Here is a 20365-nt window from a genome sequence, read left to right as displayed (position 1 = left end):
GCATACTGTTAGATTTCTCTCTGCGTTCGAAATGACGACTAAGATGTGCTATTAATGTATCCCTTTAAAAATTCGGTTCCATCTTATTTTGTTCAAGAATGAACCTTCGCCATCGATACTTAACCAAATGAACAATGCCTTACCAACGATATGATCTTCAGGCACAAAACCCCAATAACGAGAGTCTGCAGATGAATGACGGTTATCACCCATCATCCAATAATAATTCATTTTAAAGGTATAGCTAGTTGCTTTTTTACCATTCAGTATCCAATCGTTACCAACTTTCTCTAATTTATTACCCTCGTAAATGCGGATTGCTCTTTCATACAAAGGCATATTTAAACTATCCAAAGTAACTGTCCAGCCTTTTTTAGGTACAACAAAGGGACCGTAATTATCTAAGTTCCACTTTCTATTTTTATCATGAGGAAAGATGGTTACATCAAAATCTTCTGGCTCGAGCGTTTCTTCTTTTACAGATTTCACATATTCTGATTTGCTAAGTTCTTTAACCACATCTGGTGTAGCCTCAAATGTGTAAACAGTAGGAATTGCCGTTGGATTTAGGCCTTTACAGCCCATCTGTACAAATAAGTTAAGGTTGATATCTGCCGTTGTAAACTCCACACTATAAGTAAAACCACCGGTACCAACTAATGGTTCTGGTTTACCATTTACTACTGCTAGTCCTTTTCTCATACTAATAGTGTCGCCAGCAATGGCAATACAACGTTTAATAAAATTCTCACGCTTATCAACAGGTCTGCTTACCACATTGTAACCCGACCAAATTGATTCCCTACTTTCACCACGCAACTGCATTTGGTAATAGTTATCGTCTTGCCTTTCTAGCACTACGGTATCTCCCTCCGGAAAATTGAAAACCACAACGTCATTACGCTTAATATCTTGCAATCCAGGCAATCTTCTGTATTTCCATTGTACGCCATCCCAATAAGCTTTCGTATTAATGAATGGCATGGTATGATGTGCAAAAGGGAAAGCTACAGGTGTCATAGGAACACGAGCACCGTAATTCACTTTACTTACAAAAAGAAAATCGCCAACTAAAAGCGAGCGCTCCATTGAACCCGAAGGAATAGTGTAGGCCTCGATAAAGAATACACGAATAATTGTTGCTGCAACTACCGCAAAAACAATCGCATCAACCCATTCTCTTGTTTTAGATTTCTTCTTTTTTGGCTTATCAGAATCTGTTTTCTTTTGCCAGAATTTCCAATTCATTGTTAATCTTTAAAATTAAATATATCAGCTATGCTGTAAAAACCTCTTTTATTTTGCAGCCACTCTGCAGCTACTACTGCACCCAAAGCAAAACCTGCCCTGCTATGTGCAGTATGTTTGATTTCAATGTCATCTACTTCAGAGCTGTAAACTACCGTGTGTGTTCCAGGTACATTTTCAATTCGAAGCGATTCGATTAAAAGTTGATCGTTTTTCAACTTATCTACCATTGGAGTTCCTTCCAATTCGTTAACCCACTCGTTTTTGCCATCCAATTGCTCAATAATTCCTTCGGCAATAGTCATTGCAGTACCGCTTGGCGCATCCAATTTCTGTGTGTGGTGTATCTCTTCTACCTGAACGTCATAAGCCGGATAGTTATTCATCAGCTTTGCTAATACCTTATTTAAGTGGAAAAAGATATTTACCCCAATGCTAAAGTTAGAGCCATAAAGCAAGGTATTGTTACTTGCCTCGCAGTCGTTTTTTATTTTTTGCAGCTCACCATACCAACCTGTAGTGCCTACAACCACTGGCAATTTCGCTTCAAAACACTTATAGATATTATCTACCGCAGCAGCTGGCGCACTAAAATCTATTGCAACATCAGCCTTCTTTAAGTTATCTACGTTAAAATCTTCTAAGTTTTCAATTCCTATTTTAAGCACAATTTCGTGCCCACGATCGGTAGCAAAACGTTCGATAATTTGCCCCATTTTGCCATAGCCTAAAAGTGCTATCCTCATAATCTAAGCGTAAGTTTTAATGCCGGTGCAATATTATTAAAACCGAACATTGTGTTTGAATTTATAGTTGTTGGCGATATTTTAAACGACAAAGTTTCGTCTACGTTGAAGTATTTTAAACGGGCAGTTACATAAGCATCTAAAACGTTCAATCCGTACAAACCAACTAAAGAAATAATTACCACCTCTCGGTTACGTTTGTAAATATTTTTGGCTACTGTAAGTGCATTTGCATCTGGATATTGTGTTAAACCATTATCAGGATCTGGCACACCGTTTACTTGGCGATATTGCAGTTCCCGTAAAAAACGATTGTAATTGTTGTTGTTATCTATGTACGACATCACCAACATAGTACCACCTGCATAAATAGCGCCAATTTTACCGATAAGATATAGCTTTTGCCCAATGCGTTTTCCTTGTGTTCTTCCAGCTTTAACATCGTCAACCACTAAACCGTAGTTGTACACTTGTCCTAAACCTGGGAAAATTAATGAACGATAAACTGCTTTTTTACCTGCAATTCTGCCCTGATTAACATATTTAGCAGGTGCAAGCGTATCTAACTTGGCAGTTGTATCTTGTCTAATTGGGATTGTAGGAATTTGCGCTTTTACCAACGTAAAAACGAAACACAGTACAACAGAAAGCAGAAATGCCCGCATTACCAATCTAAAAGTTCTAAAATACGGTTAAGATCTTCGTTATTTACAAAAGGAATTTCGATAGCTCCTTTTCCATTATCTTTCACCTTCAATTTTACCTTAGTTGCAAACTTAGAAGCTAAGTCATTTTGTAACTTTTGATATTCGAAAGAAACTGCTTCTTGTTTAACTGGCGTTTTTACCTGCACATGGTGGATCCCTCTCACCAACTCCTCTACCTTACGCACCGAAAGTCCTTTGTCTAGAATTTCTTGGTGGATGAAGAGCTGTTTGGCTTCATCGTCTACAGAAATTAAAGCACGGGCGTGGCCCATCGAGATTTTGTTATCGCGAATGGAAGCCTGTATAGCTGGTGGAAGTTTTAACAACCTTAAATAGTTGGCTACAGTAGTTCTATTTTTGCCTACACGCTCGCCCAGTTGCTCTGCTTTTAAGTTACACTCGTCTATCATTTGTTGGAAACTCAAAGCAACTTCAATAGCATTTAAGTTTTCACGTTGTATATTTTCGATCAACGCCATTTCCAACATCTGTTGGTTATCGGCGGTACGAATGTAAGCCGGAATTTCGGTAAGACCAGCAAGTTTAGAAGCCCTAAACCTACGTTCACCAGAAATTAACTGATATTTTTCTCCGTTTTTACGAACAGTGATGGGTTGTATTAAACCTTGTACCTTGATCGATTCAGACAATTCGTCTAAAGCTACTTGATCAAACTCGGTACGTGGTTGGTACGGGTTAGTTTCAATATCAACCAATTTAATATGGCTGATACTTCCAATTTGAGGCGTTGCTGGTATATTTTCTACGGCAGATTTAGCGGGATTAACCGTTTCGTTATCATCCAAAAGTGCACTTAATCCTTTACCTAATCCGGTTTTTCTTTGAAAAGATGTCATCTATATATCTTAAATAGTTGCTGTTTTTTCTTCCTGCTCTGCTGCAAGCAATCCGTTTTTACGAACAATTTCTCTTGCTAAATTTAAATAGTTAATTGCGCCCTTGCTGTTTGCATCGTGCATAATTACCGAAACACCATAGCTTGGAGCCTCGCTTAAACGTGTATTACGCTGTATAATGGTTTCGAAAACCAGATCTTGGAAGTGCGTTTTCACCTCTTCTACCACTTGGTTAGATAAACGTAATCTTACATCGTACATGGTTAGCAAAATACCCTCAATTTCTAAAGCCGGATTTAACCTGTTTTGTACAATTTTGATAGTATTTAACAATTTACCCAATCCTTCTAGCGCAAAATACTCGCACTGTACCGGAATAATTACAGAATCTGCAGCAGTTAGGGAGTTAATGGTAATTAAACCCAAAGATGGCGAACAATCGATGATAATAAAATCGTATTGATCTTTTACTTTTTCCAATACCGCTTTCATTTTGTACTCGCGGTTAGTCAGGTTGATCATTTCTATTTCGGCACCCACTAAATCAATATGTGCAGGAAGTAGGTCCAAATTCGGAGTTTCTGTTTTTACAATCGCATCAGTTGGTTCAACATCGTTGATGATGCATTCGTAAATACTGTTCTTGATGTTTCTAGGATCAAAACCAATACCCGAAGTAGAGTTAGCCTGAGGGTCTGCATCAACCAAAAGCGTTCTATATTCTAAAACTGCCAAACTAGCTGCTAAATTAATAGACGATGTGGTTTTTCCCACTCCTCCTTTTTGGTTTGCTAAAGCAATAATCTTACTCATTTATTCTCCTTGAAAACGCCACAAATGTAATGGGCTTATTTTTAAACTAAAAATCTCTAAAAAATGCTATTTTTGTGATGTATAGGCATTTTTTAACAATTAGCTAAGATACGAACTAAAACTAAATAATAGTATCGCGGCTAATTGTGTTTTACACATCTTATCAACAATTTTTAAATGGTAACCATCATAGCCGGAACTAACAGACCTCATAGCAATACGCTAAAAGTTGCTAAATATTATCAAAACGAACTGGCTAAAAAGGGCTTACAAACCACTTTGTTTGATCTGCAAGATTTGCCTCCTAATTTTGTAGCCGAAGATTTGTACGGAAAAAAATCTGAAGCATTCGAAAAAATACAACAATTATTTACCCAAACCAGTAAGTTTTTATTTGTTATTCCAGAATACAACGGTAGTTACCCTGGCGTTTTAAAAACCTTGATTGATGCTTGTGCTTTTCCAGAAAGTTTCTACGATAAAAAAGCTTGTTTGGTCGGTGTTTCTTCTGGAAAGTATGGCAATATTAGAGGTATAGAACATTTCAACGGTGTTTGTGCATATCTACACCTTAATGTGATGCCTTTACGTTTGCATATTTCTTACATTAAAAACGAACTTAACGAAAATGGCGAGCTTTATTTGGAAGACACTTTGAAGTTTACTGACCAGCAAATGCGTAAGTTTATTGCTTATTAGGTTAATTGTTTAATCGAGTAGTGTGATTTCTAATAAATATCCATTAGGGATACACTTATGGTAAAAATCAGCAATTACGAATTTCCACAAGGACGACCATTTAGAAAATGCGCAAAGGAAACTCAAAGGTCGCACCTACGGAGCTTTGCCGAGAATGTTGCATAAGGCTACCAAAAGTGAGCTCCATTTGAGCTATTTGCAAATTATACTAGAAACAGCGATTAGCACCAATAAAATCCCGTAGGGATGACCATTAGGTAAAATCAGCGATTAAATGACAACAAAATCCCATAGGTATAAACCCGATGATAGATAGAATAAAGGTCGCACCTACAGAGCTTCTCTAGAATATTGCATAAGGCTACCAAAAGCGAGCTCCTCTGGAGCTATTTGGCGAATTATAGATCAAGTGTCTATTCAAAATTTAATCATCTAGTCATTTAATCATTCAAAATTCGACTATCTAATCATTCAAAATTCGATCATTGCGCCAGCGCATAAACCGCAAATGAGGCCAACCAGTGGTCGCCACCATAATTACCTTTAAAAATTAAAGGAAGTGCGTTTGACAGAAAATGATCTGCGGTAGTTTCAAAATGCTTTTTTAACCGATGATTTTGGGGCAACTGAGCAGCAACACCTTTCATACACCAAGCTCTGGTAAAAGAAAGCCCTACTAAATGCACAGTTTGGTAATCGTTCAAATCGCTTACAATTGGCATATCGCTAATCCGTTTGATACTTCTCTCTTCATAGAATTTATCCAACCATTTTACGAAATCCTCCTTTGTCAAAACCCTACGCATCAAATCAGCAATTTCTAAACTCGGCGAAAAGAAATCTGAACCATCTGGCTCCATATACGCAGGTGTTTTCTCGTTATCAGCATAAAAATATTTGGCTTTTTCTAACAACTGCGCCTCAAAGGTTTTATCATTCGTAGCTCTGGCCCAATCTAAAGCAAAAACTAGTGCAAAAGCCGTATTGCCATGTACACCCGTCCTATTCGGATAGGTTTGTTTAGGTAAATACACTTTCCATAATTCCAAAATCTGCTTAGTCAATGGCTGTAAAGCTGCATGCCATTTTTTTGCTACAGGATCATTCCACTCCAAAAGCTCTTGATCCAATTTCAATAACCAAGCCCAACCGTAGGTGCGCTCAAAAGTTTTAGCCAGTTCAAACTTTTTGAAATAATCGGCTTCTGCCTGCATATTTGCAACAGTAAAAGTCGCATTTAACTTACGGATGATTTCCGCTTTATTCTTAATATCTGGAAAAGTTTTTAAAAGATGAACCAACATCCAATGCCCGTGTACAGAGCTATGCCAATCGAAACAACCATAAAAACCTGGATGTAATTCTGACGGCGTAAGTTTTGCATCTGTCGCCGAATTGATAGTGTGGGCAGTTTTATTTGGATATTCTTTATCCATACAGTGCAACGGAAGCACAGAAAGTTTTTCGGCAATATCCTTGTCTAACTTTGGTGCTGTTTGGGCAAAAGCCAAAGAAGTTATCGTTAAAAGCAACAGTAAAATTCTCTTCATGATGTTAAGCCAATTAATCGTTAAACTGTAAACCTAATCCACTTATCTCCCTCATGACCAAATATGAAATGCCCTGGATGTATCATCTCGGCAATATCCTCTACCAAAGCTACAGCATCTTCAGCTTTAGCCAAACGGTAGTCATCTGACAAAAGGCACACTCTACTAAATTTCACAGCAGGCCAATCTTCCCCCAACAAAACAGGAGCTTTGCGCATCAAATCACCTAAAAGCCTACCTTCTTCGTGAAAAATCACATATACTGCATCCATCGGTTCTGTTGTGATAGTGGCACCACCCAGCTCGGCAATTGCAGAAAGTTCAACATTAGGCTGTCCATCAGTATTTAAAAAACAAACTGGCACCTTATCTATGAACTTAATTTTGTGTTCCACTATATCTAAACGCTCTTGTAATTCTTCACGTAAAGCGATATCATTTTCAGTATTTAAAAGCTCATTAAAATACGACATCTAAATTTTCGTTATGGGTATGTGATAAAATGCTATTAAACATTAGCGCTTTAAGTAATATTAGCTGAAAGCTTTTTGTTAGCTCAAAAACTTAATGTACCTTAACTCCTTAATGTTTCCAATTCCACAAAAATACTATTTCCGCTAGCGATGCGTACCATTAAAATCAATATATTTTGCCTTTTCCTGTTAACCATCTTGTTTTCTTGTAAAAACAATCAGCATAGCGATAAGAAAGTATTTAACATTAACCTAGATCAAAATCTTACTTCACTAGATCCGGCTTTTGCCCGCAACCAAAATGCAGTTTGGATGATTAACCAAATTTTCAACGGCTTGGTACAAGTAGATAAGGATTTAAACACCGTACCTTGTATTGCCAAAACTTGGGAAACCACTGAGGATGGGCTTACCTATACCTTTCACCTCCGAAATGATGTTTTCTTTCATGATAACAGCCTCTTCAAAAATGGAAAAGGGCGAAAAGTAATTGCAGAAGATTTTGCTTATAGTTTTAACCGATTAATTGATCCGAAGGTTGCTTCTTCTGGCGGCTGGATTTTTAGTGATAAAGTTAAGGATGCTGGTAGTTTCAAAGCTTTAAATGATAGTACTTTTCAAGTTCAACTCGTAAAACCTTTTCCTGCTTTCATGAACCTATTAACGGCTCAGTATTGCTCTGTTGTACCGAAGGAAGTGGTAGAACATTATGGAAAAGATTTTAGGAACAATCCCGTTGGTACTGGCCCTTTTAAGTTTAAATACTGGAAAGAGGATGAAGTTTTGGTATTGCTCAAAAATGAGAACTACTTCGAGAAAGATAGCATAGGAAACACCTTACCTCACCTAGATGCGGTTAAGGTTTCGTTCATCAACGATAAACAGAGTGCCTTCATGAATTTCCTAAAAAAGGAATTAGATTTCTTTTACAGTGTTGATGGTAGCTATCGTGATGATATCTTGACTAAAAGCGGCCAGATGACAAGCAAATACAAAGGCGAGTTTCAGCTCATTAAAGGTGCATATCTTTGTACAGAATATGTGGGCATCTTAGTTGATCCAGATAAAGAACTGGTAAAGAACTCGCCTTTGAGATTTAAAAAAGTTCGTCAAGCCATTAACTACGCTATTGATAGGAAAAAATTGATCAAATACCTACGTAATAGCATTGGTACGCCGGCAACTTCAGGTTTTATTCCCAGAGGGATGCCCGGATTTGACAGTGTAAAAGTGAAAGGCTATGATTACAATCCAGTTTTAGCTGCTAAATTACTTGCAGAAGCTGGTTTCCCTAATGGCAAAGGAATGCCAGAAATTAAACTGAGTACATCTACCACTTACAAAGATCTCATTGAATTTATACAAGGTGAATTGACCAATATTGGTATTAAAGCGAAGGTAGACGTAAGCCCAAGTACAAGCTTAAGAGATTTAATGTCTAAAAACGAAGTAGGCTTTTTTAGGGGTTCTTGGATTGCCGATTATCCAGACGGAGAAAATTACTTATCGGTATTTTACTCGAAAAACAAAGTTCCTTTTGGGCCTAACTATACTGGCTATTTCAATAAAGAATTCGACAAACTTTTTGAGCAGAGCTACTACGAAAGTAATCAGGAAAAACGTTTCGAGCTTTACCATAAAATGGATAACATGGTACTAGAACACGCCTCTGTGGTTCCTATTTTGTACGACCAATCTGTAGTTATGCTACAAAACAACATTAGCGGATATAATATCAATCCGCTAAGTTTAATGATATTGAAAGGCGTGGTTAAGAAGTAAGTTTTCAGTTAGCAGTTAACAGTTTTCAGTTAGCGATTAGTCTAATAATCAGTTAACCGGTTCAAACAATTAACCAAAACTACTGCTTAGCTGCGTTTGCTGCCGTTGCTGGTTTAGGATCAACCTCTTTTTTATACAACTCAAAAATCTGGTTATCACCCATCACCAGCCATACTTTTTCTATCTCATCAACCGCAAATTTGTGGCTAAAGCAGTATTCTTGATAGCGAGTTACACCAGGATCTACCGTGTATTTAACAGCATAATCTCCGGTTTCTGCTCTAGTGGTATAATTCCTAATTAATTTACCCGATTTAAGATAGATGTTTACTTTTTCATCTCTCCATTCGAAGGGCTTTGCCGTTTTCTGATTGATCACCGCACACCTAATTACCGTATAGCCCTTCCCATCTGCCGGCTCAACATATTGCATTGTTTTTGGGTAAAACCCGAAATCGAAATCTATCGTTTTATCAGGAGTGTTAATAACAGTAGAATAATAAACTATTTTTTGAGCATTGGCGCTAGCGCTCATTATAGTCAAAAGCAAAGCGATGGTAAATAATTTTTTCATTTTGGTTATTTTAAGATTTATATACCAAAATTAAGTTCGAACCTTTGCCAAACATTTCAGCATTTCTACTGAAAGTAGCTACGTATTTTTGGGTATTTAGAGCAGTTTATGTGAGTAAGCGTACCGAACCAGCCCAATAGCGTTGTTGGCACCTGTTTTTCTCATCAAGTTTTTTCTATGGGTTTCTACCGTACGTTCGCTGATGAACAGTTTTTCAGCAATTTGTTTACTGGTCAGTTCTTGCGCCAAAAGCTTTAATACTTCGAGCTCCCTTTCTGTGATATGATTTTCATTGGTTTCTTGTGGCTGCAGGGCTGTTAATAAAGCTCTATTTACTTCGGCACTCCAAAATTGCCTTCCGTTGCCAACTGCCTGTATAGCGTTTAACAATTCTTGTTGTGCATATTTTTTAAGCACATAACCATCTACCCCCGCACTCAGCATATCTTTAATCATTGCCGCTTCATCGTGCATGCTCAAAACTATAATCTTTAAATCTGGACGTAAAGCCTTTGCTTGTTTCACCAAAGTCAACCCATCCATATCGGGCATGGAATAATCGGTGATCATTAAATCCACTTCATTTTGTTTTAAATACGCTAAGGCAAAATTTCCAGACACCAGTTTTTCCACAATGCTAAATCCTTCCTCATTTTGCAGTAAAACCTGCAGTCCATCGGTTACAATAGCGTGATCATCAACAAGTAGCAGCTTCATTAATTTAGTTTATAGAGCTAAATGTAGTGATATTATTTATTCAGATGAATTTTTATTTCATCTATTTATTTTATTAATGCTTTGTTTATTTCTTCCTTTTGTATCAATGAACTCGTAAACTCGGTTTTGTTTTAAATTGATGATGGAAGCTCGATGTAAATAATCACTGCCTTCTGCAACATACCACCTTACATCTCGGTTTCAATTTATCAATATCAGTAATAACCCTTAGATTTTTAAAACTTTTTATGCGTAGCTTAGAGCTAAGTAATTGAATATATGCCACTAAGCAACTCTCTTTTTAAAAAAGCCTTCTTTTTGGGGCTAATAACTCTCACTTCTACATCAATCTTTGCCCAATCGAGGGTAGATAGCCTCACAAAAGCCTTAAAAGCTAATGAAAAAGATATCAAAGCACTACTAGAACTTTGTTGGGAATATCGTTACCACCATCCAGATTCGGCTAGGATATTCGGTTATCAAGCACTAAAAATAGCTCGGGAAAAGAAAGAAAACACTTTTGAAGTAGAAGCTTTACATAATTTGGCTGTTACCTACGAAGCGCAGGGCGATTATAAAAAATCTCTGGCTTACAATTTAGATGCACTCAAGTTAAGGAAACAGCTTAATGATGAGATCAAAACTGCTAATACATTAAACAATATTGGTGTAGCTTACGATGAATTGGGAAATTTTTCGCTGTCTTTAAAGTATTACAACGAAGCCTATCGAACTTATAAAAAGAAGAAGCACATTGAAGGCATTGCCATGGTAAGTTCCAATTTGGGCATTTTATTTAAAGCGCATGAAGACTATAAAAATGTGATCAAGTACTACCAGGAAGCAAACAGCATTTATAAAAAACTAAATAAGGCTAGAGAAACAGCTTTTACAGAAGCCAACTTAGGCTCAGTTTATTATTATACCAAGCAGTACGATAGTTGCATTTACTATTCACTAAAAGCACAAAAGGCGTTTAAGGAACTTAATATTTTACAGTTTTTACCACTTACCTATACTAATGCGGGTATAGGTTATGCAGCCAAAGGCGATGATCAAAAAGCCCTCGAATTGCTAAATACAGCAGTTGGTTTAAATCAAAAGTACAACAACCGAAAGGAACTCGCTTTTACCTATATCCATTTAGCAAAGCTGATGCTAAAAATAAAAAAGCTTACCGAAGCCAGTGAAAATGCTAAAAAAGCTATAACAATTGCAGAAGAGATAGGTGCAAGCAAGCAAGTGATGGATGCCAAAGAAACCTTAGCACTGATATCGCAAGAACAAGGAAAATTTAAGGAAGCTTATGCACTTCATCTTGCATCTACAAAAATTAAGGACTCGTTATTTCAAAAAGATAAAACAGCGCTGATTTCTGATTATCAAGTACGTTATCAAACCGAAAAAAAAGAACAACAAATAAGATCCCTACATCAGCAAAATACCATCCAGCAATTAGAAATTAAACAACGAAATTTAGGATTAGGTATCGCTTTGGGCATATTACTTTTGGGAGGAGGATTTGCTTATCTCATCATTAATCGTCGCAAGCTAAAAGCAAAAGCCGATTTGCAAGCAGAAATTATTAAACAGCAAGATATTGCCTCTAAAGCCGTTTTGGATGCTGAAGAAAGGGAACGCAGGCGTATTGCCGGAGATTTACACGATGGCGTTGGCCAAATGTTATCTGCAGCGTTAATGAACCTCAATGGACTTTTCGATAAACTTAAGCTGCAAACCGATATTAATCTGCAAGCAGAACAAGCTTTAGCACTTGTAAACGAAAGTTATGATGAAATGCGTTCCATCTCGCACCAGATGATGCCAAATGCATTGATTAAATCGGGGCTAGCATCGGCAGTGAAAGAATTTATTGGGAAACTAGATCAAGACAAACTCAAAGTTACCTTAGAAACGGTTGGCTTAAACGAAAGACTGGACGAACAAACAGAAACCGTAATCTATCGTGTTATTCAAGAAACGGTGAACAATGTGGTTAAACATGCCGAAGCTTCCAAGCTTGATATTCAAATCATCAAGGATGAAGAAGGAATTTCGGTTACCATAGAAGATAATGGTAAAGGTTTCGACAAAAACAAAGTTGATATAAAAGCTGGCATTGGACTAAGCAATATCTATTCTAGGGTAGAATTTTTGAAAGGTACTGTGGATATTGATTCGACTGAAGGCAAAGGAACTTTAGTGGCGATACATCTGCCTTAATTTTAAAATTACGGTTTTATACCTCCCTCTTTGATTCTCCCTCCAAAGGGAGATATTTGGCGCCTATACGATATACTTATCCCCCTCTTTGAGGGGGCAGGGGAGGATTTCATATAATAAACTAAATCCCTATTTCTTCTCGATATTCTTGCTGCAGCTCCATTAAACATTTAGCACATAAACAGCCATCAAAAAGCTCGCTAACGTATTGCACCTCATTAATAGTCAACTGAACCACGCTGCATTGACATTTGGTATAAGCATTTGCTTTGCATTCAATAGCAGTTCCACATCGCTCGCAGGCAATAATTTCGTGTTTGCTATGGATTAGTGATTTGTTCATTAGTTTATCGCGTTCACTAGTTCACTTTTACTTAGCAATTAAGACTAATCTACCAATGGCTAATGAACTATTGAGCTAAGAGCAAAAGTACGGACAAAAAAATAAGGTTCTGAACTTTATGTCCAGAACCTTATTATTATTGCTTTATCATGAAGTTCTTCTCAAAACTAATGAACCAATGACTAGTGAACTATTGAACCAATATTATCCAGAACAGCTAATACAACCTTCTTCCATGGTACAAACTGGTCCATCGATAATTTCCTCTGCAACTTGGTTTTGAGGAATATTTGCTGGAATTACAGCCTCAATAGCTTTACCACCTTGATTTTCTACAGTGAATTTAACCGCTTGCGAAGCTGCTTGCGTACGTAGGTAGTACATACCAGTTTTCAATCCTTTTTTCCAAGCATAGAAGTGCATTGAAGTAAGTTTTGAAGTATTCGGTGCATTGATAAACAAGTTCAACGATTGAGATTGACAAATGTATGCACCTCTATCAGCCGACATATCGATGATGTTCTTCATCTTAATCTCCCAAACTGTTTTGTACAATTCTTTGATGTAATCAGGAATTTCAGCGATGTCTTGGATAGACCCGTTAGCTAAGATAATTCTATCTTTCATTTGTGGAGACCACAAACCTAAAGCTACCAAGTCTTTCAACAAGTGTTTGTTTACCACAATAAACTCACCACTTAATACTCTACGAGTGTAAATATTCGAAGTATATGGTTCGAAACATTCGTTGTTACCCAAAATTTGAGAAGTTGAAGCTGTAGGCATTGGTGCAACCAATAACGAGTTGTAAACACCTTTTTTCACCACACGTTTTCTCAAGCTTTCCCAATCCCAACGGTTGCTATCTGGCGTTACATTCCATAAATCAAATTGGAACTGACCTTTTGATAATGGCGAACCTTTGAAAGTTTTGTAGGCACCGTGTTTCTCTGCCAAATCAGCCGAAGCAGTCATTGCAGCGAAATAGATGGTTTCGAAAATATCTTTGTTCAATTGTTTAGCTGCATCACTTTCGAATGGATAACGCATCAAGATAAACGCATCTGCCAAACCTTGTACACCTAAACCAATTGGACGATGACGCAAGTTCGAGTTTTCCGCTTCTTTAACCGGGTAGTAGTTATAGTCGATGATCTTGTTCAAGTTTAATGCCGCTTGATAAGTTACATCGTATAATTTTTGGTGATCAAACTCACCGTTGATTACAAAACGAGGTAATGCTAATGAAGCTAAGTTACAAACCGCTACTTCGTCTTTAGAAGTGTACTCGATAATTTCAGTACATAAGTTAGATGACTTAATTGTACCTAAATTTTGTTGGTTTGATTTCGCATTAGCCGCATCTTTGTACAACAAATAAGGTGTACCAGTTTCAATTTGTGAATCTAAAATAGCAAACCAAAGTTCTTGTGCTTTTACAACTTTACGAGCTCTACCTTCTTGCTCATATTTCACATAAAGCTTGTTAAATTCTTCGCTATGGCAATCTGCTAAACCTGGTGCTTCGTCAGGAGAGAATAAGCTCCAATCGCCATTTTCTTCCACACGTTGCATAAACAAATCATTGATCCAAAGTGCATAGAACAAATCACGGGCACGCATTTCTTCTTTACCGTGGTTTTTACGTAAATCTAAAAACTCGAAAACATCGGCATGCCAAGGCTCTAAATAAATTGCAAAAGCACCTTTACGTTTACCACCACCTTGGTCTACATAACGGGCTGTATCGTTAAATACACGTAGCATCGGCACAATACCGTTACTTGTTCCGTTAGTTCCGCCAATGTATGCTCCCGTAGCACGGATGTTGTGGATGCTTAAACCAATACCGCCAGCGCTTTGAGAGATTTTAGCAGTTTGCTTTAAGGTATCATAAATACCTTCAATGCTGTCATCTTGCATAGTTAACAAGAAACATGACGACATTTGAGGTTTAGGTGTAGCCGCATTGAATAATGTAGGCGTTGCGTGAGTAAACCAGCGCTCGCTCATTAAGTTATAAGTTGCAATTGCGCTTTCGATATCTTCTTTGTGGATACCAACTGCCACACGCATAAACAAATGCTGAGGACGTTCTACAATTACACCATTAACTTTTAATAGATAAGATTTTTCTAAAGTTTTGAAACCGAAGTAATCGAAACCGAAATCTCTATCATAAATAATTGTACTGTCTAAAACATCAGCGTTGTCTTGAATTACTTGCCAAATATCATCAGCAATTAAAGCAGAATCTTTTCCTGTTTTTGGATCGATGTATTTATACAACAACTCCATTGTTTTAGAAAAAGATTTTAAAGTGTTTTTGTGCAGGTTAGACACGGCAATACGTGAAGCTAACAAAGCATAATCTGGATGTTTTGTAGTTAACGAAGCTGCTGTTTCTGCCGCTAAGTTATCTAATTCTGAAGTAGTTACACCATCATACAATCCTTCAATTACCTTTCTGGCAACATCAATAGGATCTACTAATTCAGCATTAAAACCATAGCACAGCTTCTCGATACGAGCTGTAATCTTGTCAAATTTTACCGGTTCTTTACGGCCATCTCTTTTTATTACAAACATCCTTTACAAAATTTTAGGTGCATATTTACACAGCGGCACCTGGTTTCAAACTATTTTATTGTATCAAGTAATTAGTATCAAGTATCAAGACTGGGTTCCTAAACCTTCCACCTTCAACCCGTCTACCGTATACCTTTAAAAATCCTCATCAAGTGAAAAAGCTTGTGCTTTGTCTTCCGAAGAAGTCAATACACCGCTTTTTTGGTAATCGCCCACACGTTTTTCGAAGAAATTGGTTTTGCCTTGCAGCGAAATCATCTCCATGAAATCGAATGGATTGGTAGCGTTATAAACTTTCGAGTAACCAAGTTCAGCTAACCATCTGTCGGCTACAAACTCGATGTATTGTTTCATCAAATCTGCATTCATACCAATTAATTTAACTGGCAAAGCATCAGTAATGAAATCTTTCTCAATTTCTACTGCATCTTTAATGATGGTATGTACTTGTTCTTCGCTCAATTTGTTTTGCAACATACTGTAAAGCAAACAAGCAAATTCGCAGTGCGAACCTTCATCTCTAGAAATTAACTCGTTACTGAAAGTTAAACCAGGCATTAAACCACGTTTCTTCAACCAAAAGATTGAGCAGAAACTACCGCTAAAGAAGATACCTTCTACAGCAGCAAAAGCCACTAATCGTTCAGCAAAGGTTCCGTTATCTATCCAACGTAATGCCCATTCTGCTTTCCTTTTTACAGCTGGCACAGTTTCAATAGCGTGGAACAATCTGTCTTTCTCCTCAGGATCTTTAACGTAAGTATCAATTAACAAAGCATAGGTTTCCGAGTGGATGTTTTCCATCATGATCTGGAAACCATAATAGCAACGTGCCTCTGGAATTTGAACTTCGCTCATGAAATTCACCGCTAGGTTTTCATTTACGATACCATCACTAGCAGCAAAGAAAGCTAAGATGTGTGAGATGAAATGACGTTCGCCACTGTTCAAATTCTCCCAGTGTTTGATATCATCAGAAAGGTCAATCTCTTCTGCCGTCCAAAAACTAGCTTCAGCTTTTTTGTACATTTCCCAAATTGCGGGAAACTTGATTGGCAACAGCACAAAACGGTCTTTGTTTTCTCTTAGTAATAATTCGTCTTCCATAATCGCTTTTTTCTTAAAAATTCTTTACAGCAAATACTTTATTCAGTTCTTATACAGATTAACAGCCCAAAAAGCAGCACTTAGTTTAAAGCTTGGAAAGACTTAAAAAATCCGTCCTTTTTAATAAACTAAATAACAATTAGTTAAACAATAATTTGGGTGTTTTCTATTAAAGAACTTCGTATAACAAATATAGAAGTTGAGGGATTTTTTGGGGCTTAAAGTTGTTAACATGCTCCCAAATCTGTGGGGATTTCTCATCAGATTTCCGTCAGAAACATGGAGAAAAAAAGCTAATTATTTCTTTTTAAGCACTTAGAGAATCAAAACAAGTGTTAATAATTTTAGAAAGTGTATAAATTACATACACTTTTAATCGAGCACATAAGCAATTTCTACACGGGCATAACCTAAGCGATAAATACCTAATTCTTGCGCTGCAGCCTTAGAAATATCCAAAGAAAATTTCTTACTGAAAGGTCCTCTGTCGTTTACCCTCACTTCTACAGTTTTTCCAGTACGCAGGTTTTTTACTTTAATGATGGTACCGAAAGGCAATGTACGATGTGCAGCTGTAAATTTAGCAGCACGATAACGCTCGCCACTGGTTGTTTTTCTCCCTTCGAATTTCTTAGCGTAGTAAGTAGTGAAGATGGTTTTTTTGATTGTATCCGCAGGCTTGGCAGTAATCTCCTGCGCTTGCGCCGCAAAAGCCAACAAACATAAAAGCAATATTAATCTTATCGGTTTAAGATATTTCATCAATATACTATTTAAGACCAGCCACTCAATCTAATGAATTGGGCAACAAATATAACAAAAGACCTGATTTGTAAAAACTTAGTCTCCTATAAAAAACAAAGCCCTCCGATTTTCATCAGAGGGCTTTAAATTTTGTTTAGCTAAAATTACTCAGCTACTACTTCGAAAGGAACTTTTACTTTAACTTCTTTATGTAAGTTTAAGTTAGCTACGTATTCACCTAAGGTTTTAGGCTCAGTTTCAAAAGTAATACGACGACGATCAACTTCAAAACCTTTAGCTTTTAATGCGTCAGCCACCTGGATAGTGTTTACAGCACCAAAGATTTTACCAGTTTCACCTGCTTTAGCACCGATGCTTAATTTAACATCAGCTAATTGAGCAGCTATGCCTTCAGCATCTCTCTTAATTTTTTCTTGTTTAAAAGCAGCTTGCTTTAAGTTCTCTGCTAATACTTTTTTCGCAGAAGGAGTTGCTAAAATTGCAAAACCTTGTGGAATTAAGTAGTTACGACCAAAACCAGGTTTTACCGTAACGATATCATCTTTTTCACCTAGTGATTTGATATCTTGCTTTAAAATAATTTCCATTGCTCAGCTCCTATTTTAATTGGTCAGTAACGAAAGGCAACAAACCTATGTGACGAGCACGTTTTACTGCTTGAGCCACTTTACGTTGAAACTTCAAAGAAGTACCAGTTAAACGACGAGGTAGAATTTTACCTTGCTCATTAACGAATTTCAATAAGAAGTTTGCGTCTTTGTAATCGATATATTTAATACCATTTTTCTTAAAACGGCAATATTTTTTTCTGTTATCCTCCACTTTTGGAGCAGTAACATATTGGATTTGATCTCTTGCCATTACGCTGTAGCCTCCTCTTTCTTAGTTTTGTTAAAAGCTCCACTACGTTTTTTCTCGTTGTAAGCAACCGCGTGACGGTCTAATCTTACAGTTAAGAAACGTAAAACACGCTCATCGCGTTTAAGCTCTAACTCTAACTTGCTAATTACCTCACCACCAGATTTATATTCTGTAAGGTGAAAGAATCCGTTTCCTTTCTTTTCGATTGGATACGCTAATTTTCTCAAACCCCAATTATCTTCTGCGATAATTTCGGCTCCGCCATCAGTAAGAATGCTTGTAAATTTAGCAATTGCCTCTTTTGCAGCATCTTCTGACAACAACGGGGTAAGAACGATAACAGTTTCGTACTGATTCATTGTTGTATTTTAATTAATTTTTTAATTTTTCCGTCTTAAAACGGGCTGCAAATGTAGCAATATATTTCTATAAATCAAAGCGTTGTTTTGATTTAGAAGGAAGTTTATTTCTTATCTCACCATTTTATAAAGATAAACTACAAAGCCAAAAGACAGCCTGGCACAAACTAAAAGATTTTGGAGCGTTTTCATTGTGCAAAGAACGATTTAAAACTTTTAATTTTAAATACCCATAATAGGGTATTTTATAAAAAAAAGCACCGCCAAATGACGGTGCTTTTACTCTCTCTTACAAATTGCCCTTTTTAGAGCTTAATCGTTTCAGAAAACTCTTGTCCTTTAGAAGAAATTACAAAAGTCAACTCTTTTGATGTAGTTCTACTCACATCAAATTTTTTGATTGTTTTAGCATCGCTGCTGTAAACATCATCATGAAGTTTTTCGTTATACTCGTTATAGATGGTAATAGCCACCTCGCCTTTGCAAGTACCATTTAAATCTAACGTTAACATTTCCTTTTCTTTAGTAAGTTTAGGACGTTTGATTTCGGTTACCGTTGGTTGCGAAAGCACTGCATTAAATGCATTAATTTTTATCTGATAGGCAACCAATTTAGCGTCAGACTCCATCTTTAACATGTAAGCTCCTTCTGGAAGAGAGCTTAGGTCGTAAGTTTGGAATTTATTACCAACCGTTTTGATATGATCTTCATAGATCACATCGCCATCTGCATTATATAAAACTACATCGAACTCTTTGACATCAGCGGTGATAAAGCTCACCCATTTGCTATTCTCTTTTGCAACCTTTACCAATAATTCGCTATCGTCTGCTTTTGCAAAATTCGCTGTTAAAACAGCAAGGACAACTAGGCTTAATTTTAATAAATTTTTCATCATTATATGTATTTAATGTTAGTACCTTTTTAACAATAGCAAATTTAAGCCAGTATTTCATGATATTTATGTTGCAAATTCACTAAAACATATGCTATTTTAACCAAATAATAGCAACAAATAATAACATAAGTTAAAAACACATATTTTTATTATTAACTTAGCGTTATCAAATGAAAAAGATTAAACCTAGTTTCGAGATAATTGAACCGTCTTTTGGCAGTTCGTTTTATTATTCAAAATACCAGCAAAATGCCAACAACAAAGCCCACGTGTGGCATTACCATCCAGAAATTGAAATGGTGTTTGTAAATGGAGGTACTGGCAAAAGGCAAATAGGCAGTCATATCTCTTATTTTACCGAAGGTGATTTGATATTAATAGGTAGCGATTTACCGCATTGCGGATTTACCGATGAAACCACAGGCAACATTAATGAAGTGGTAATACAGATGAAGCCTGATTTTTTAGGCAGTTCATTTTTGAAACTGAAAGAAACCAAGGGCATTGCTAATTTATTTGAGAAAGCAAAGTATGGAATTGCCTTTGGTGCTGACACCATTAAACTTGTTGGTCCTATTTTAGAGAAAATGAATAATATGTGGCCCTTTGAAAAGTTAATGGCACTGCTAGGTGTGCTCCGTGAACTGGAGCAAGCGCCAGACTACAAACTTTTAAATGCCCAAAACTTTTCTTTGGAAATGCAGGCGCAAGACAATGATAGGATTAACATGGTTTTCAATTACGTTAAAGATCATTTTACAGAAGAAATTAGCTTAGACCAGATTGCTGAAATGGCCAGCATGACTGTGCCTGCCTTTTGTAGGTACTTTAAAAAGATGACCAAAAAGACTTTTACCAAGTTTGTGAATGAATATAGAGTGGTTCATGCTTCGAAACTTTTGGCCGAAAAACCTACCAGCATATCCAATATTAGCTACGAAAGCGGCTTCCACAATTTCAGTCATTTTAATAAGATATTTAAGGAGTTTACAGGGAAGAGTGCTTCGCAGTACAGGAAGGAGTTGAAATCGATTATATAGTAGACAGTTTTCA

At 36.8% G+C, this 20365-nt stretch carries 21 protein-coding genes; 4 read left to right on the top strand and 17 right to left on the bottom strand.

Annotated elements, in window-relative coordinates; translation table 11 throughout:
- Window positions 1-51: 51 nt before the first annotated feature.
- From lepB to REI64_RS14120, 5 genes are read right to left on the bottom strand one after another with little or no spacing between them, the layout of a single operon-like run.
- Window positions 52-1248 (bottom strand): signal peptidase I, encoded by a 1197-nt coding sequence (lepB, locus tag REI64_RS14140; RefSeq protein ID WP_308850789.1) that lies wholly within the window; start codon window positions 1246-1248, stop codon window positions 52-54.
- Between the two features lie 2 nt (window positions 1249-1250).
- The gene (dapB, locus tag REI64_RS14135; protein ID WP_308850788.1) at window positions 1251-1994 is read right to left on the bottom strand and encodes a 4-hydroxy-tetrahydrodipicolinate reductase; all 744 of its coding nucleotides are present in this window, start codon (window positions 1992-1994) and stop codon (window positions 1251-1253) included.
- Window positions 1991-2659, bottom strand: a complete 669-nt coding sequence (locus REI64_RS14130) for a DUF5683 domain-containing protein (protein WP_308850787.1) — start codon at window positions 2657-2659, stop codon at window positions 1991-1993. The genes dapB and REI64_RS14130 overlap by 4 nt, the downstream gene beginning before the upstream one ends.
- Window positions 2659-3558 carry a ParB/RepB/Spo0J family partition protein gene (locus tag REI64_RS14125; RefSeq protein WP_308850786.1) on the bottom strand — a complete coding sequence of 300 codons (900 nt, stop codon included), beginning with the start codon at window positions 3556-3558 and terminating at the stop codon, window positions 2659-2661. The genes REI64_RS14130 and REI64_RS14125 overlap by 1 nt, the downstream gene beginning before the upstream one ends.
- Window positions 3559-3567: 9 nt before the next feature.
- Window positions 3568-4371, bottom strand: coding sequence for an AAA family ATPase (locus REI64_RS14120; protein ID WP_308850785.1), 804 nt, complete (start codon window positions 4369-4371; stop codon window positions 3568-3570).
- A 177-nt stretch (window positions 4372-4548) separates the two neighbouring features.
- Here REI64_RS14120 and REI64_RS14115 point away from each other — a divergent pair, with 177 nt between their 5' ends.
- Complete coding sequence (locus REI64_RS14115) at window positions 4549-5070, top strand: NAD(P)H-dependent oxidoreductase (RefSeq protein WP_308850784.1); 522 nt, start codon at window positions 4549-4551, stop codon at window positions 5068-5070.
- A 482-nt stretch (window positions 5071-5552) separates the two neighbouring features.
- On the opposite strand, the gene REI64_RS14110 is transcribed toward REI64_RS14115, so the two are convergent.
- Both REI64_RS14110 and REI64_RS14105 read right to left on the bottom strand, forming a co-directional pair.
- The gene (locus REI64_RS14110) at window positions 5553-6620 is read right to left on the bottom strand and encodes a DUF2891 domain-containing protein (RefSeq protein WP_308850783.1); all 1068 of its coding nucleotides are present in this window, start codon (window positions 6618-6620) and stop codon (window positions 5553-5555) included.
- Window positions 6621-6640: 20 nt separating this feature from the next.
- Window positions 6641-7093 carry a hypothetical protein gene (locus REI64_RS14105; protein WP_308850782.1) on the bottom strand — a complete coding sequence of 151 codons (453 nt, stop codon included), beginning with the start codon at window positions 7091-7093 and terminating at the stop codon, window positions 6641-6643.
- Window positions 7094-7243: 150 nt separating this feature from the next.
- Here REI64_RS14105 and REI64_RS14100 point away from each other — a divergent pair, with 150 nt between their 5' ends.
- Complete coding sequence (locus REI64_RS14100; protein ID WP_308850781.1) at window positions 7244-8875, top strand: ABC transporter substrate-binding protein; 1632 nt, start codon at window positions 7244-7246, stop codon at window positions 8873-8875.
- 79 nt (window positions 8876-8954) lie between these two features.
- On the opposite strand, the gene REI64_RS14095 is transcribed toward REI64_RS14100, so the two are convergent.
- Window positions 8955-9449, bottom strand: a complete 495-nt coding sequence (locus REI64_RS14095) for a hypothetical protein (RefSeq protein WP_308850780.1) — start codon at window positions 9447-9449, stop codon at window positions 8955-8957.
- A 96-nt stretch (window positions 9450-9545) separates the two neighbouring features.
- Window positions 9546-10166 (bottom strand): response regulator transcription factor, encoded by a 621-nt coding sequence (locus REI64_RS14090; protein WP_308850779.1) that lies wholly within the window; start codon window positions 10164-10166, stop codon window positions 9546-9548.
- Window positions 10167-10484: 318 nt separating this feature from the next.
- Here REI64_RS14090 and REI64_RS14085 point away from each other — a divergent pair, with 318 nt between their 5' ends.
- Window positions 10485-12389 carry a sensor histidine kinase gene (locus tag REI64_RS14085; RefSeq protein WP_308850778.1) on the top strand — a complete coding sequence of 635 codons (1905 nt, stop codon included), beginning with the start codon at window positions 10485-10487 and terminating at the stop codon, window positions 12387-12389.
- A 121-nt stretch (window positions 12390-12510) separates the two neighbouring features.
- On the opposite strand, the gene REI64_RS14080 is transcribed toward REI64_RS14085, so the two are convergent.
- From REI64_RS14080 to REI64_RS14045, 8 genes are all read right to left on the bottom strand, one after another.
- A complete protein-coding gene (locus REI64_RS14080) occupies window positions 12511-12732 on the bottom strand; it encodes a cysteine-rich CWC family protein (protein WP_308850777.1) in 222 nt (73 codons plus the stop codon).
- Window positions 12733-12936: 204 nt separating this feature from the next.
- Complete coding sequence (locus REI64_RS14075; protein WP_308850776.1) at window positions 12937-15321, bottom strand: ribonucleoside-diphosphate reductase subunit alpha; 2385 nt, start codon at window positions 15319-15321, stop codon at window positions 12937-12939.
- Between the two features lie 135 nt (window positions 15322-15456).
- Window positions 15457-16428: a ribonucleoside-diphosphate reductase small subunit gene (locus tag REI64_RS14070; protein ID WP_308850775.1), complete on the bottom strand. Its 972-nt coding sequence runs from the start codon at window positions 16426-16428 to the stop codon at window positions 15457-15459.
- Between the two features lie 372 nt (window positions 16429-16800).
- Complete coding sequence (locus REI64_RS14065; RefSeq protein WP_308850774.1) at window positions 16801-17190, bottom strand: septal ring lytic transglycosylase RlpA family protein; 390 nt, start codon at window positions 17188-17190, stop codon at window positions 16801-16803.
- 146 nt (window positions 17191-17336) lie between these two features.
- Complete coding sequence (gene rplI / locus REI64_RS14060; protein WP_308850773.1) at window positions 17337-17780, bottom strand: 50S ribosomal protein L9; 444 nt, start codon at window positions 17778-17780, stop codon at window positions 17337-17339.
- 10 nt (window positions 17781-17790) lie between these two features.
- Window positions 17791-18054 carry a 30S ribosomal protein S18 gene (gene rpsR / locus REI64_RS14055; RefSeq protein ID WP_097132857.1) on the bottom strand — a complete coding sequence of 88 codons (264 nt, stop codon included), beginning with the start codon at window positions 18052-18054 and terminating at the stop codon, window positions 17791-17793.
- Window positions 18054-18413 carry a 30S ribosomal protein S6 gene (rpsF, locus tag REI64_RS14050; protein WP_308850772.1) on the bottom strand — a complete coding sequence of 120 codons (360 nt, stop codon included), beginning with the start codon at window positions 18411-18413 and terminating at the stop codon, window positions 18054-18056. Before rpsF ends, rpsR begins: the two co-directional genes overlap by 1 nt.
- Window positions 18414-18718: 305 nt before the next feature.
- Entirely contained in the window at window positions 18719-19309 is a 591-nt protein-coding gene (locus REI64_RS14045) for a hypothetical protein (RefSeq protein ID WP_308850771.1), read from the bottom strand.
- A gap of 173 nt (window positions 19310-19482) precedes the next feature.
- Between REI64_RS14045 and REI64_RS14040 the strand changes: the two genes are divergently transcribed.
- Window positions 19483-20352, top strand: coding sequence for an AraC family transcriptional regulator (locus tag REI64_RS14040; RefSeq protein ID WP_308850770.1), 870 nt, complete (start codon window positions 19483-19485; stop codon window positions 20350-20352).
- Window positions 20353-20365: the final 13 nt, after the last annotated feature.

It is taken from the genome of Pedobacter sp. (genome assembly GCF_031119335.1).
Taxonomy (GTDB): domain Bacteria; phylum Bacteroidota; class Bacteroidia; order Sphingobacteriales; family Sphingobacteriaceae; genus Pedobacter.
This window is presented reverse-complemented; position numbering and strand designations above follow the sequence as displayed.

Coding starts and splice junctions, on each gene's coding strand:
- dapB (WP_308850788.1), bottom strand. CDS start 1,994: ATGAGGATAGCACTTTTAGGCTATGGCAAAATGGGGCAAATTATCGAA.
- REI64_RS14115 (WP_308850784.1), top strand. CDS start 4,549: ATGGTAACCATCATAGCCGGAACTAACAGACCTCATAGCAATACGCTA.
- REI64_RS14130 (WP_308850787.1), bottom strand. CDS start 2,659: ATGCGGGCATTTCTGCTTTCTGTTGTACTGTGTTTCGTTTTTACGTTG.
- REI64_RS14065 (WP_308850774.1), bottom strand. CDS start 17,190: ATGAAATATCTTAAACCGATAAGATTAATATTGCTTTTATGTTTGTTG.
- rpsF (WP_308850772.1), bottom strand. CDS start 18,413: ATGAATCAGTACGAAACTGTTATCGTTCTTACCCCGTTGTTGTCAGAA.
- REI64_RS14125 (WP_308850786.1), bottom strand. CDS start 3,558: ATGACATCTTTTCAAAGAAAAACCGGATTAGGTAAAGGATTAAGTGCA.
- rplI (WP_308850773.1), bottom strand. CDS start 17,780: ATGGAAATTATTTTAAAGCAAGATATCAAATCACTAGGTGAAAAAGAT.
- REI64_RS14095 (WP_308850780.1), bottom strand. CDS start 9,449: ATGAAAAAATTATTTACCATCGCTTTGCTTTTGACTATAATGAGCGCT.
- REI64_RS14075 (WP_308850776.1), bottom strand. CDS start 15,321: ATGTTTGTAATAAAAAGAGATGGCCGTAAAGAACCGGTAAAATTTGAC.
- lepB (WP_308850789.1), bottom strand. CDS start 1,248: ATGAATTGGAAATTCTGGCAAAAGAAAACAGATTCTGATAAGCCAAAA.
- REI64_RS14105 (WP_308850782.1), bottom strand. CDS start 7,093: ATGTCGTATTTTAATGAGCTTTTAAATACTGAAAATGATATCGCTTTA.
- REI64_RS14110 (WP_308850783.1), bottom strand. CDS start 6,620: ATGAAGAGAATTTTACTGTTGCTTTTAACGATAACTTCTTTGGCTTTT.
- REI64_RS14045 (WP_308850771.1), bottom strand. CDS start 19,309: ATGAAAAATTTATTAAAATTAAGCCTAGTTGTCCTTGCTGTTTTAACA.
- REI64_RS14120 (WP_308850785.1), bottom strand. CDS start 4,371: ATGAGTAAGATTATTGCTTTAGCAAACCAAAAAGGAGGAGTGGGAAAA.
- REI64_RS14080 (WP_308850777.1), bottom strand. CDS start 12,732: ATGAACAAATCACTAATCCATAGCAAACACGAAATTATTGCCTGCGAG.
- REI64_RS14070 (WP_308850775.1), bottom strand. CDS start 16,428: ATGGAAGACGAATTATTACTAAGAGAAAACAAAGACCGTTTTGTGCTG.
- rpsR (WP_097132857.1), bottom strand. CDS start 18,054: ATGGCAAGAGATCAAATCCAATATGTTACTGCTCCAAAAGTGGAGGAT.
- REI64_RS14040 (WP_308850770.1), top strand. CDS start 19,483: ATGAAAAAGATTAAACCTAGTTTCGAGATAATTGAACCGTCTTTTGGC.
- REI64_RS14100 (WP_308850781.1), top strand. CDS start 7,244: ATGCGTACCATTAAAATCAATATATTTTGCCTTTTCCTGTTAACCATC.
- REI64_RS14090 (WP_308850779.1), bottom strand. CDS start 10,166: ATGAAGCTGCTACTTGTTGATGATCACGCTATTGTAACCGATGGACTG.